At 44.8% G+C, this 13,035-nt stretch carries 12 protein-coding genes and 1 pseudogene; 4 read left to right on the top strand and 9 right to left on the bottom strand.

Annotated features, from left to right (window positions below; genetic code table 11):
• Positions 1-215: 215 nt before the first annotated feature.
• Positions 216-662 (bottom strand): Lrp/AsnC family transcriptional regulator, encoded by a 447-nt coding sequence (locus AA84_RS0113155; RefSeq protein WP_028977589.1) that lies wholly within the window; start codon positions 660-662, stop codon positions 216-218.
• Positions 663-912: 250 nt separating this feature from the next.
• Here AA84_RS0113155 and AA84_RS17905 point away from each other — a divergent pair, with 250 nt between their 5' ends.
• Positions 913-2,313, top strand: a complete 1,401-nt coding sequence (locus tag AA84_RS17905; RefSeq protein ID WP_051578031.1) for an aspartate ammonia-lyase — start codon at positions 913-915, stop codon at positions 2,311-2,313.
• Positions 2,314-2,613: 300 nt separating this feature from the next.
• On the opposite strand, the gene AA84_RS0113145 is transcribed toward AA84_RS17905, so the two are convergent.
• The 7 genes from AA84_RS0113145 to AA84_RS0113115 form a co-directional block, all read right to left on the bottom strand.
• Positions 2,614-2,820, bottom strand: coding sequence for a hypothetical protein (locus AA84_RS0113145; protein ID WP_028977588.1), 207 nt, complete (start codon positions 2,818-2,820; stop codon positions 2,614-2,616).
• 422 nt (positions 2,821-3,242) lie between these two features.
• A complete protein-coding gene (locus AA84_RS0113140) occupies positions 3,243-3,716 on the bottom strand; it encodes a hypothetical protein (RefSeq protein WP_028977587.1) in 474 nt (157 codons plus the stop codon).
• Between the two features lie 110 nt (positions 3,717-3,826).
• Positions 3,827-4,009: a hypothetical protein gene (locus tag AA84_RS0113135; RefSeq protein WP_152540380.1), complete on the bottom strand. Its 183-nt coding sequence runs from the start codon at positions 4,007-4,009 to the stop codon at positions 3,827-3,829.
• Between the two features lie 344 nt (positions 4,010-4,353).
• A complete protein-coding gene (locus AA84_RS0113130) occupies positions 4,354-5,103 on the bottom strand; it encodes an SDR family oxidoreductase (RefSeq protein ID WP_028977585.1) in 750 nt (249 codons plus the stop codon).
• A gap of 192 nt (positions 5,104-5,295) precedes the next feature.
• Entirely contained in the window at positions 5,296-6,099 is an 804-nt protein-coding gene (gene eutC / locus AA84_RS17900) for an ethanolamine ammonia-lyase subunit EutC (RefSeq protein WP_152540379.1), read from the bottom strand.
• A 207-nt stretch (positions 6,100-6,306) separates the two neighbouring features.
• Positions 6,307-7,671 (bottom strand): ethanolamine ammonia-lyase subunit EutB, encoded by a 1,365-nt coding sequence (locus AA84_RS0113120; protein WP_028977584.1) that lies wholly within the window; start codon positions 7,669-7,671, stop codon positions 6,307-6,309.
• A gap of 14 nt (positions 7,672-7,685) precedes the next feature.
• Complete coding sequence (locus AA84_RS0113115) at positions 7,686-9,128, bottom strand: ethanolamine ammonia-lyase reactivating factor EutA (protein ID WP_028977583.1); 1,443 nt, start codon at positions 9,126-9,128, stop codon at positions 7,686-7,688.
• Between the two features lie 355 nt (positions 9,129-9,483).
• On the opposite strand from AA84_RS0113115, the gene AA84_RS0113110 reads away from it, so the two are divergent.
• The 3 genes from AA84_RS0113110 to AA84_RS0113100 all read left to right on the top strand — a co-directional run bounded on the left by AA84_RS0113110 (position 9,484) and on the right by AA84_RS0113100 (position 12,336).
• The gene (locus tag AA84_RS0113110) at positions 9,484-11,100 is read left to right on the top strand and encodes an amino acid permease (RefSeq protein WP_028977582.1); all 1,617 of its coding nucleotides are present in this window, start codon (positions 9,484-9,486) and stop codon (positions 11,098-11,100) included.
• A 264-nt stretch (positions 11,101-11,364) separates the two neighbouring features.
• The gene (locus tag AA84_RS0113105; protein ID WP_201770056.1) at positions 11,365-11,802 is read left to right on the top strand and encodes a MarR family winged helix-turn-helix transcriptional regulator; all 438 of its coding nucleotides are present in this window, start codon (positions 11,365-11,367) and stop codon (positions 11,800-11,802) included.
• A gap of 42 nt (positions 11,803-11,844) precedes the next feature.
• The gene (locus AA84_RS0113100; protein ID WP_028977580.1) at positions 11,845-12,336 is read left to right on the top strand and encodes a glutathione peroxidase; all 492 of its coding nucleotides are present in this window, start codon (positions 11,845-11,847) and stop codon (positions 12,334-12,336) included.
• 442 nt (positions 12,337-12,778) lie between these two features.
• Here the strand turns inward: AA84_RS0113100 and AA84_RS0113095 are convergent.
• A pseudogene (locus AA84_RS0113095) lies at positions 12,779-13,035 on the bottom strand (group II intron reverse transcriptase/maturase); the annotation flags it as partial.

Below are 13,035 nucleotides of genomic sequence, written 5' to 3'. Positions count from 1 at the left end.
TTTATGATTGGATTGGGACAGGAACCACCTGTACTTCCATTATAAAGGATTTTTTTGTTGGTTAGCCTTCTTAAATTCGAATATTCCTGGTATTTTGAATCATCAAAGTTACTTAATGCAAGGCTAGTGGTCCATTATATAATAAAAAAAAAGGAACCGCATTGGCCACATGGGCCTTTGCGATCCCTAACCTGATTTCACTTTTTGCCCCGAATTCACGCCTTCTCCTCGCTCAGACTCACGCCGCGTACGTCCACCGGGGTTGAAAAAACAATTTGCGTATTCGTTTTGCCAAAGCGCTGAAGCAAATTAATAAATGAATCCAGTAGTTCCGTGCTTTCGAAAATTACTTTGATCACCATCGAAAATTCGCCGGACACACAGTTACATTCAAGGACATTAGGAATCGATTCAATATATTTATAGAAATCCGATTTGTCTTTAGGATCGACTTTGACATGAATAAAGGCCTTAATAGGATAGCCGGCTTTCTTATAATCAATCAAGGTATAATAATTTTTGATAATGCCTAATTGTTCCAGATGGTGTATTCGAGCGGAGATGGTTGGTGGAGAGATGTAGCATTCTTTTGCCAGCGCTTTAAGGGAAACGCGTGCATTTTGCTGGAGCCGATTAATAATCTTCCGATCTATAGAATCCATTCCGATAATTCACTCCTTTATTATTCGATTTTCATTATATGCAACTTCCGAAAGAATGCAAAAACAGTTGTAAGATTATATGACATACATAGTTTATTTTTGTGATATTTTTTAACGCATTAAATTATTTAATTAAGAATCCGGGCGAAAAAAATTTTTATCGAACGAGTTGTTCAAAAGCCGTCGCCTTTTCATTCGTTTCGGATTATCTTAGTCGTATCCAATAAAACAAGGAGGAATCATCACCCCTATGAGAACGGAAACCGATGCACTCGGCACAAAAGAAATCCCGCAATCCGCCTATTATGGCATACATTCACTGCGTGCAAAAGAAAATTTTAGTGTGGCTGCGGAAACGATCGATTCAGAACTGATTCATGGACTTGCCCTGATAAAGAAAGCCGCCGCAATCGTCAACCATGAAGACGGTTCACTCAGCAACGAAAAAGCAACGGCGATCACCCGCGCTTGTGATGAAATCCTTGAAGGAAAATTTAATCAAGAATTCATTGCACCTGCCATTCAAGGAAGTGCCGGCACCTCAATGAATATGAATGCCAACGAGGTCATCGCCAATCGCGCCATCGAACTGCTTGGCGGAACGAAAGGCGACTACACCCTTGTGCACCCCAATGATGACATCAACCGCTGCCAATCAACGAACGATGTCTTTCCATCCGCAAGCAAGCTTGCCCTGTTGCGTTTAAGCAAACGCCTTGCCTTGGAAATCGACCAATTTCTTGATGGTTTGGTGCAAAAAGCAGACGAGTTGAAAGACGTGGTCAAACTTGGGCGAACGCAGCTGCAAGACGCACTGCCTACAACAGTCGGCAATACATTCCAGGCATTTGCATCGGCAATCGCTCGAAATCTTAATGAACTCAATCACAGCCGTGATGCATTAAGAACATTAAATCTTGGTGGAACCGCCATCGGCACAACCGTTAACGCTTCCGAGTACTACGTCCGCCGGATCGTTCCCGAAGTCAGCAAGCAGTTTGGTCAGCCGCTCCGCCAAGCAGATAACTTAATCGACGCAACCCAGCATGTCGATGCGTTTGTCCAGCTCTCCCATGCCTACAAATTGTTAGCGGTGACGCTGTCTAAAATGGCCAGCGACCTCCGCCTGCTTTCCAGCGGCCCACAATTCGGCTATAACGAACTCTTTCTGCCCAAAAAGCAAGCCGGTTCATCGATCATGCCCGGCAAAGTCAATCCCGTCATCCCTGAATTAGTCAATCAAGTCGCATTCCAAATCATCGGCTTCGACACAACCAACACACTCGCTGCAGAAGCCGGGCAACTGGAGCTCAATGCATTCGAACCCATTATCGTACGCAACCTAATCAGCGCATCCAGGCTGCTGCAAAAAACATTACGAACCTTCCGAATCAACTGCATCAACGGCATACAAGCCAACCGCGCGCAATGCGCAAAAGAAGCAAATCAATGCGCCATTCTCGCAACCGCATTGACCCCCTATATCGGATACAGCAAAACATGCAAGCTAGTCAAACAATCACTGGAAATGGACATACCTATTCAAACCTTAGCCGCGCAGCTGCCCGATGTGCCTGAGCAAGCACTGAAATTGCTCGATCCCAAAACAATGATACCCTTTTACAAAACGCAAGCGTTAAAAGCGAATTGAATTGATTTTTCTGTTAGCAAATGAAGAGTAGGTGTCAAAAGTAAGTCACCGAACGCTGTGCGCATCTCTGCAGAGAACGATGCCCTTCATTAAAAAACGTTATGTATTTTCTCGGCAATTGCCATCCGGAGTAGAAACGGATGGTGAATGCCGAGATTTTTTATTTAATCGAAGATGTATTAACGCTTAAACCAGTTCTTGCTTAATCAGCTGATAGATTTCGTACAGCTTACGGTAACGAGAGTCTACCTGCAATCCAGGTAACCGCTTTGCTTTCAATTAGATTATGAGCCAATATTTCTACTTGATTTTCAACTTCTTGCCGCATCTCATCAAATCGGACTCCATAGAATTCATGGTCAAAATACCGACCACCCTACGTGTTCGAGCGGTTACCTTCATGATCGGTACATTCGACAATATGCCCGTTTCATTTTCGATCGGACCCCACTGTTCATTTTTTCTCAACATGAATTTTTCCAAATAATCAACAATTAATGAATCCACAATGTTCCCTTCTCCCATACTTATTTTGTAAAATATTTAAGAATTGTCAGTCTGGGAGTATTGCTCAAAAAGTCTTTAATCTCCCGTTTGCTGAAGTTAGCAGCTTGATAGTCTTTGGGATTGAAATCGTGTACAAATGGGGAAACTTTGGATGGTCGCATCCCAAAGTATAGCAGCCACACATTTTCACGTGCACGGGCCCAGGGGCCCCAAGACAGTGCTTCAAAGTCAGAAAAAGCCAGGGCTTGTTCTTTGTCGCTCAACCAAGGGAGCCATGAGATCAAGAAATTCAGTATAATTTGTGCGATGTGTAAAAGAGGCGATCGAAGATACTGTCATTGGTTTATGAGATTAAATCACTATATATCGTAGAGTAAATCAATGATCTGTCCCAGAATCTCAGCATTAAAGTACTGGTTCCTTCACATTAGTGTCAGTGCACCTAAAATATTCTTTGTCGTTGGGTTTTCAGAAATACATGTGAACCCTGCTTCACTATAGAATTTCTGTAATTTGGACGTTGGATGATATTCTACCGTAGCACAACGAATTCCACCAATCCGATAATAGGCATCCTGAATATACTGCAGCGCCTGATTCAGAATCATTTTCCCGGATACATCGGATTGCACGGAAAAGTTACGAGCAAGTTGAGCAATCAAATAACTTTGCAGAACATAAGTATCATTAACTTTACGAATTCCTAATGATTTTCTCCTAGAATTAGATAAACTTGCAAAATCTTTTCTCTGATCACGATGAACAGCAATTTGAAAAGTCTTGGTCATCAGTGTAAAAAAACCTGCTATTTGATAATCATTGTCGAGAAATAAATGCGTTCTTGAAAAACTCTGCGCATCCGTCTTAAATGCATTTATTCGAATAAAATCTTGCACTTCTAAAGTGCTCGGCTAACGCTCATCAAAACATGTAAAAGAAGAGAGGGCGCCTTTAACCCTCCCTTCCTCAATTAATGAACATGCTTCAGATAGACGAACAACCAGCATTATTTCTCACTCCATACCTTCCTAATTCGTGCAAGATGATAATCACGTTCTTCAGGGGACATGTCGTTTAAGTTTTTCGTACCTGTTTGCGGAAAACGTCTTGGTGTCATTGACTCTAATTTTCTTATTGCATCGACACTAATGGTAAAGACATGGTCTCGCGTCTCGAGTTCGGTAGCCATTTTTTTATCCTCCCCTTTTTTATCCTGCATACATAAACACCACCTATTCTTAAAAGCAGTATCAGTATATACAGTCCCTCATTAAATTATAGCGCACTCACTATAAGATGTATATATTTTGCAGACTAAGGTCTTAGTACTAACTTTGTGGAAAACTGAATTTCTAATGACCTTGGAGAAGCTCTAGGTAAGTGTCCAGGAGCTTTGTTATCAACTACTCAATGACTTAACTATATAATGAACGCATAAAGCATATCTGAGGATCACACACCAAAACAAGCTCAGACCATCCCCATGGCCTGAGCTTGTTTTAGTGACTTTTGATGCTAAGCAATGCTTCCGAGTCAGTTTTGCTGCGCCGTCGGTCGGACAATCACTTCATTGATTGCGACCTCATCAGGCTGACTGATTGCATAGGCAACTGCATTGGCAATGGCTTCTGGTTTAATTCCGCGGAACTTCTCTTTTTCTTCGACCTGCTTTTTGAGCTTGGGATCGGTGATGGTGCTTGGCAATTCGGTTTGTACCGCACCCGGTGATACGTTCGTGACGCGAATGCCGCTATACGGAGATTCTTCAAGGCGCAGGCCTTCAGCAATAGCTCGAACCGCAAATTTGGTCCCGCTGTAAACCGCCCAGCCGCCCGGGCTCACGGCATAACCCGCGACCGAATCTGTATTAATGATATGCCCTGACTTTTGCTCGCGCATCATAGGCAGTACAGCAGCAATGCCATAGAGCACCCCCTTGATATTGACGTCAATCATCCGCTCCCATTCCTCCACTTTCAAATCACGCAGCGGTGATAGTGGCATCAAACCAGCATTATTGAAAAGCACGTCTACATGGCCGTATTTTTCAACGGCTGTCTGAACAAGCGCTTGAATATCCATTTTGTTGCTCACATCGGTTTGCTGGAAAGCGACCTCTCCTCCCGCTTTGCGAAGATCAGCAGCCAGCTTTTCAAGCCGTTCGGTTCGCCTTGCACCAAGAACCACCGTGCCGCCTTCTGCAGAAAGCTTGCGTGCCGTTGCTTCGCCAATCCCGCTTGACGCTCCGGTAATGACGATAATCTTGCCATTAATATTGTCCATAGCTGTATCCCCTCCATATAACTGGTACCAATTTCAAGCAGCTGCCCGCTTGTCCTAGTAGCTATTGTCGCGGATTTTTAAAACCATGTATAGAACCAAAATTCAAATAATTCTGGTGTCACAACTCCGAAGGATTTGAATCCCTTGATCGGCCAATCTGCTCACGCTTATCTCAACCTTATAATCGAAAAATTAATCCGTATTTTCGACTGCTTTTAAATCAAGACCGGATTTTTTATAACGCAACATTTTATAGAGCAGCTCACTGATATAGGCGCCCGCTTCGACGGGTGGAATTCCTTGCGCATGGATGTTCGACACGACCGTGCGTCTCATTTCCGGCATCCCCATGGTTGGTCTATAGGCGATATAGGCACTCATGGACTGCGCCGTTGCCAATCCCGGTCGCTCGCCGATCAGCATGCACACCACATCAGCATCAGTCATTTCGCCAATCTGATCCATCACGCCAACACGGCAGTACTTGACAAAGATATGCTGTGTACAATCGAGGCCATAATGATTCAATCCTTGTTTGATCGATGGAATGACATCCTTAATATTTGCCACAATCGCGGCAGAGCTTAGTCCATCACCCACAACGAGTTGAATTTTCGGAGGATGGGTGATGTGCTTCTTGATTTTTTCTGCATATTCTGTTGAAAATCGCCGCCCTAAATCCGGACGTGTCAGGTATTCATCTTTCGAGCGGCAGCGTGTCTGGATGGCAATAAACTGCATTGCTTTGATTAAGTCGGGGTCTACATAAGAAAAAACCGAATCTTGAGCTGCTGCATGATCCGCTCTGAATCTTAAAATTGATTGTGTTTTATATCTCGGGCCACAGCGCCAAAGACCGAGCCTTGCCGGAGTGAAGGACTTCATCTTCATGTAGCCGTCCAAATGATGCGAATTCGGAACCAAGAGCTGCTCTCTCAAATTGATTTCTGAGATATCACTGAGTACTTGGCTTGATTGATGAGTCTCTTTTTCCATGAAATCATCTCCTTCGATTTATCTCCACTGAGAAAAGTCAAGCTGCGCTGGATCCTTTGCCATCGATCTGGTGCATGTGCGACACTCTAGCTGCTTGCTTGCCGCGGGGGATCGCTGGCATACATCCACAAAGTACGCTCCCGCAAGCGTCGCGCACTTCCATTTTTGGGAGTGATTTACGAAATATCGCTTATCCGTCGTTCCATTTCATTCAAGAAAAATAGATGCATCGCCGGCGCGTTCCGTTAACCGCCCGTTCTCGACGATGCCGATTTTCTCCATCCATTTTTCGAATTCTCGAATCGGATGCAGATTGAATAATTCACGGATGGTCGCCGTCTCTTGAAATCCTGTTGATTGATAATTGAGCATCACATCATCTGCATGCGGGACACCCATAATATAATTGCATCCAGCTGAAGCAAGCAGAACGGTGAGATTCTCAGCATCATTTTGATCAGCCTTCATGTGGTTGGTATAGCAAACATCACACCCCATCGAGAGGCCTGTCAATTTACCCATAAAATGATCTTCCAACCCGGCGCGTAGCACTTGCTTTGCATCATACAAATATTCCGGACCAATAAACCCGACAACCGTATTGACAAGAAACGGATCAAATGTACGAGCAAAACCATAGCATCGCGCTTCCATCGTTACCTGATCTGCTCCAAAATTCGCGTCAGACGATAATTCAGAGCCTTGGCCGGTTTCAAAATACATGACATTCGGGCCCCATGCCTGACCCTGCTCTTCTGCAAGCTGGCGCGCCTCAGCCAGCATGCCGCGATTTATGCCGAATGCCGTATTGGCTTTCTCTGAACCGGCAATGGATTGAAAGATCAAACCGGTAGGAGCACCTTGCCTGACGGCTTCCATTTGTGTTGTAATATGCGCAAGCACACAAGTTTGCGTCGGAATCTCCCACTTGCTTCGGAACTCTTCGAATTTATTTAAAATGTTTCGCACACTTTCTACAGAGTCATTTACGGGATTAAGACCGATCACTGCGTCACCGGAACCCATACTGAGTCCCTCCATGACTGAAGCCATAATTCCATTTAAATCATCGGTCGGGTGATTCGGCTGCAGCCGTGAAGAAAAGGTTCCTGGGCGTCCGATGGTTGTATTTGCCGTTTTCTCAATATGTATCTTTTTCGCAGCATAGATCAAATCCATATTAGTCATTAGCTTACAGACAGCGGCAATCATCTCAGCGGTTAGTCCTCTTGATAGACGTTTGATCTCACTGTCTGTTGCCGCATAGGAGAGCAGCCATTCACGAAGTTCTTCGACCGTCCAACTTTTTATTGATTGAAAGATCCGCGTGTTCACACCATCAATAATGGTTCGCGTCACTTCGTCCTCGTCATAGGGAACAACCGGGTGGTTAAAGAGATCATTGAGTGTCAGCTGAGCAAGGACAATTTTCGCCGCGACACGTTCCTGCGCGCTTTGCGCAGCAACACCGGCCAGCTGATCCCCCGATTTTTGTTCATTGGCTTTTGCCAAAACCTCTTTAATCGAATCAAACGCATACAGCTGCCCCTCCAGCATCGTCTTTAAAATCATAAAGCGGCACCTCCCTAATTGCTGAATAAAAGTGTTTTGACACTAACCGGCAAAACGGTCGTATGTGGCACAGGTGTTCCGATATCGATATAATCGCCGTGATTAGCATTAATGCGATCAATGCAGATATAAGAATAGTTTTGCGGCAGATTGTAAAATAAACTGTGCCCCAATGCTTTGGCGATATCTTCTTCCGTAATCACAATCAGTGGCAGATTTTGGTCAAGCAATGCATGGGCCCCCGAAACAATTTCTCGTGCGCAGTGCTGTAATTGATTAAAAGAAGGACTTTTTAAACCGACGATATATAGGGCAACATTTGTGAGTTCTCCATGGGTACGAAAGATTTCAAGACCGCTTTTGATTTGATCCGCTAACCCAAGCGCGTTGCCGTTCATCGGTTCAATCGTCAGTTTGATCATTGGCACATTGCGGACAGGGAGCGCATCCGGCGTATAAGCAATCGTACTTCCGCTGACAGTGATCGAATAAGATCCGGCCCCGACCACCGTAGCTCGAATCGTTTCTTGCGGCGTCACAACCTGTTTATATCGATAAATCTTTGAGTGCCGCAGCCGCTTTCCCAGTAACAGGCCAATATCCCCATAGACAAAAGGCTGACGATTTTCCGATTGCATCATACAATCGGCCACACCGCCGGAAAAGGAAATGGATCGAATCCGATCCGTATCACGTCGCGTAAAACAATGATTCGTGACAAGCAAGTCAAAAAAACGGGTTCTCTCGCCAATGCCGATGCTGTTTTCCAATACTTGAACAAAGACATCAAGAATTGGATTTAGCGGTTCTGTGGATCTCAGGATGGTTCCTTCAAAAAGATTGAGGTTTAATTGATGAATGAGCTGCTGAATTTTCGGAGCAATATAGCTGATCTGCAGCGTCATTGGATCAACTTTAATTAATCGGCCGCCAATATCAAAGCAGGCCGTGTCAAGGACCTGATCGCCATCCAAAGCAGCAAGATTGGTCGTTCCGCCACCAATATCTAGATTTATAATCGGCACTTTTCTTTCCAACGAAACCTTTCCCGCTCCTGATCCTTTAGCCGCTAAAATGCCTTCAAGGTCAGGACCGGCGGTTGTCACCACAAAGTCGCCGGCATCTTGACTCAGCGTTTGTACAACACGATCAGCATTCTCTTTTCTGGCAGTCTCACCGGTGATCATGATGGCACCCACTCCGATTGACTGTTTGCTTACCCCCGCCAACATGTATTGTTGACCAACAAATCGTGCAATCGCTGCATAATCAATTTGATAGCCTTGCGAAAGCGGCGTAAAGATAATGTCGCTTTGGTAAATCATCTCTTTCTTTGCGATGACGATATTGGGAACCGAAAAGAAAGAGGCCTTATTTTGAATGGTTAACCTTGAGAGGATTAATTGTGTGGTGGATGTGCCAATGTCAATCCCCACACTCAAAACAACAGATTCCAATTTTCGATCATCCTTCTCCCAATTTCTGAACAAATAGGTTGCAGAAAGATTAAGATGTGCTATGATTTACTACATGTTATAAATCCTTACGTATTAAGATCATTTTAACTCTTTCATCTGCGATTGGTGCAATTATTCCTGTTTTTATTAAAAATCAATGTAAGGTGATGCGACAAACAAATGACTATTGATGGCTCATCCCGACGTTTTCTTCCCCGACTTAATCACTGAAGGTTTTCATCTAAGAACGAACTCCTAGATTGCATGTATTGAATTCTGAATTTTTTGTATTATATTTCATCATTTCAATGACTGTTCCGTCATAATTTATTCCATGATAAAGGAGATCCTTTCTATGTTGTTGCTTGGGATTGTGGTGAATATGCTTCTTCTCATCGTCATGTTCGCCATTATACTTAAGGCTAATCGTTCGATCGTCAGCATGCGATCGAAAAATGCGCCGTCAGAAGATCTTAAGTCATTCGGGTATAAACAAGAATTGTTGCGTGATATGGGCGGCTTTTCGAATTTTGCGGTCTCGTTCTCAATTATTTCTATCCTTACCGGAGCCGTAACCCTTTATGGGTATGGGTTTAACCAAGGCGGACCGGCAATCATGGGCGTCGGCTGGCCGCTGGTTACACTGTTTGTTCTATTCATTGCCGCAGCCATGGCAGAACTGACATCGTCAATTCCAACATCAGGCGCGATTTATCATTGGGCATCGATTCTGGGTGGACCAAGATGGGGCTGGTTTACAGGATGGCTGAACATCATCGGTCAGGTAACTATTGTTGCGGGGATTGATTTTGGCTGTGCCGGTTTTGCCTCAGCTCTGCTGTTCGGCAATCCAACGCATGGACAAACCCTGGTCACCTATGCTGTGATTCTCATCATGCACGCCACGTTCAATCACATCGGGATCAATGTTGTTTCCAAACTAAACTCTTTTTCAGCCATTTATCATATTATTGGGGTCTTCATCATCATCGGCGTGCTGACTGCTTTTGGTCCACGCCATAATGTCGGCTACCTTTTCAATGCTGATTTCTCAACCGTAACAAGCGGCAGCACCCCTTATTGGTTCGCTTTTCTTGTTGGGTTGCTGCAGGCACAATGGACACTTACCGGGTATGATGCTTCTGCGCACACAAGTGAGGAGACCATTGATCCAAAAGTTAGAGCTCCTTGGGGTGTTTATCTGTCCGTTGCCATATCAGGAATTTTTGGGTTTATTCTTCTCGCCATCGTTACGATGTCCATTAAGGACCCTTCCGCGGTTGCTCAAGCCGGCGGTAATGCGTTTATTGTCGCGATTCAACAAGCGGTCGGTGGATGGTTCGGCCAAGCGATGCTCTGGATGGTCACAATCGCGATGTGGTTCTGCGGACTGTCTTCAATTACCTCATCCTCACGTATGATTTTCGCATTCAGCCGAGATAAAGGGCTGCCGTTTTCTAAAATTTGGTCCCATGTATCCAAAAAATTCTATACACCGAACTACGCAATCTGGCTGGTGTCCGTTATCGCCTTTCTGTCCGCAATCTTCAATAATGTTTACGCTGTAATCACTTCGCTTAGTGTGATTGGTCTCTATGGTTCCTACTTTGTTCCCATCTTTCTTAAGTTGCGGGCAAAGAGCAAAGGCGCTTGGACGGCAAAAGATGACGGTCCGTGGAACTTGAAAGGTTGGAGCGGTCCCGTGAGTGTGATCGCCTGTGCTTGGATTATTTTCTTAGTTGTCCTGATGGTAATCTCGCCGAGCGACGTGACCATAACAAGCCATTACACGCTTCACTATGCCACGGGAAAAATCTTTATTTCCGTTCTCTTGCTGCTGACCATCTACTTCTTTGCCTATGCCAAGCATCATTTTAAGGGACCACATTTAGGTTCCTATGCTGAAATCAGCGAGCGGCTTCGCAAAAAAGAAGATGCCGTTGTTCCCTCCGGAGAAACCGTTCAACACTAACAAACAGCCACTGTAGATCAATAAAAAAGTCATTCTGCGTGATCGATGCGCCGGAATGACTTTTTTTCCCCATTTTATTCAACGAAATGTGAGAAAGCATGCTTATCCACGCTACCGATTGAATAAATATCATCTACTTATGAGCAGATGACTTGTCGGGAAATAGGGGCTGTGTTAAAGTTAACTCGAAATCAATCGTGCGCGATTGAAATAGCTGCATGACTGGGGGGATCGGTAACGATTCCGGTTAATGAATCCATTAGATTGGATAATCAGCTTTGCTTTGCGGTTTATAATGCGAATCGCCTGTTTAACAAATTCTATCAGATCGCACTCGCGCCCTTTCATCTGACGTACGCTCAGTATGTTGTTCTGCTGGCGCTCTGGGAAGAGGATGGGCTGATGCTGCATGCACTCGGGCGAAGACTGCATTTGGAAAGCAACACGCTGACGCCGCTTCTTAAGCGTTTGGAAACCGCTGGCTGGCTTATCCGTCGGCGGTCACCTGAAGACAAAAGGCAGTTATTCGTCCATCTGACTGATTTTGGACGACGAAAACAATCCGAAATCCTTCAGGCCGTGCAAAACTGCGGTCGGCAAACAGACCTGGCAGAAGATCAGTATAGACTCTATCTGAAAAAGATTCAGGATCTAAATGCAGCACTGAGGAAATCGATTGCGGACATGGAGGCAGAACACTGACTACCTTTGGCGGTTAATTTACAAATAAAGGGATGATCGAAAATGAGTATTTATGAATTTAGTGTCAAAGATTTGAATGAAAACTCAGTATCATTGGCTAATTACAAAGGAAAAGTACTGTTGATCGTCAATACGGCGACACAATGCGGATTCACCCCTCAATACGAAGGGATTCAGAAACTGTATGAAAACTATCAACCAGAGGGTTTCGAAATTCTTGATTTCCCTTGTGATCAGTTTGGTCATCAGGCGCCGGGAACAAACGAAGAAATTAATCAATTCTGCTCCATGCGCTATCATACGACTTTCCCCAGATTTGCTCGGATTAACGTCAATGGCGAACATGCCGACCCACTCTACACCTATCTGAAATCACAGAAGGGCGGCATACTCAGCTCCAATATCAAATGGAATTTCACCAAATTCCTGATTGATCGTTCCGGGACAGTCGTTCAGCGCTACGCATCCACAGTGAAGCCGGAAAAAATCGCTGAAGATATTGAAAAGCTGCTGAAACAGCCGATCAACAGCTGAATCAAAACTGGCGTGAGAGATTTTATCGTTCAACAAAACCGGACGGATTTTAAAAAATGGACACCGATTGTCTTCAGCTAACCGTTCCTACCGTCAAGCTACCATCCATGCCGGGACACAATCAAAACCCTACGGTGAAGAGATCCGTCTGTTCGTAAAGAATCAAGCTATATCCGCTATGAGCGAACTCGCACACGAAACTGAATCATCGCTTCACCCGATCCGTCCAGCTAGCTACTGAGAGTAGCCTAGAGACGGATCATTTTTTCTAAATGCGTCCCGGGAACAGAGCCATGGTTTCCCCTTCACAAGGGGTATCGCCATCCATTCATCTGCGTAATAACGATATACTCAACAATTCGGTGATCGAGTAGGAGGCAGTTCACACTGCCGACCTCTCACACCACCGTACGTACGGACCCGTATACGGCGGTTCAATAACTTAGGCACTTTGAATATACTGGAGCATCTTGGAAAGGTTAATCAATCCAAGATGCTCCAGCTTTTCATTCGTCAGGGTGTAACAAAGCGTTTTGCTGTGGGCTGTCCGCCAGTAACCCTTACGGGTATTGGCGCAGGTGAATGCTTGTGCTTCAGACATCCCTAACTTCCGGAGCTTCTTGAAACGGGTTTTGATTTTCTTCCATGACTTCCAGATATATTGACGAATTCTCGAGCGGAGCCACTCATCCAAGCGTT

Origin of the sequence: Sporolactobacillus terrae DSM 11697 (assembly GCF_000648615.1) — a bacterium.
Lineage (GTDB): Bacteria > Bacillota > Bacilli > Bacillales > Sporolactobacillaceae > Sporolactobacillus > Sporolactobacillus terrae.
The sequence above is the reverse complement of the archived record's forward strand: the minus strand, read 5'-3'. Positions and strand labels throughout refer to the sequence as shown.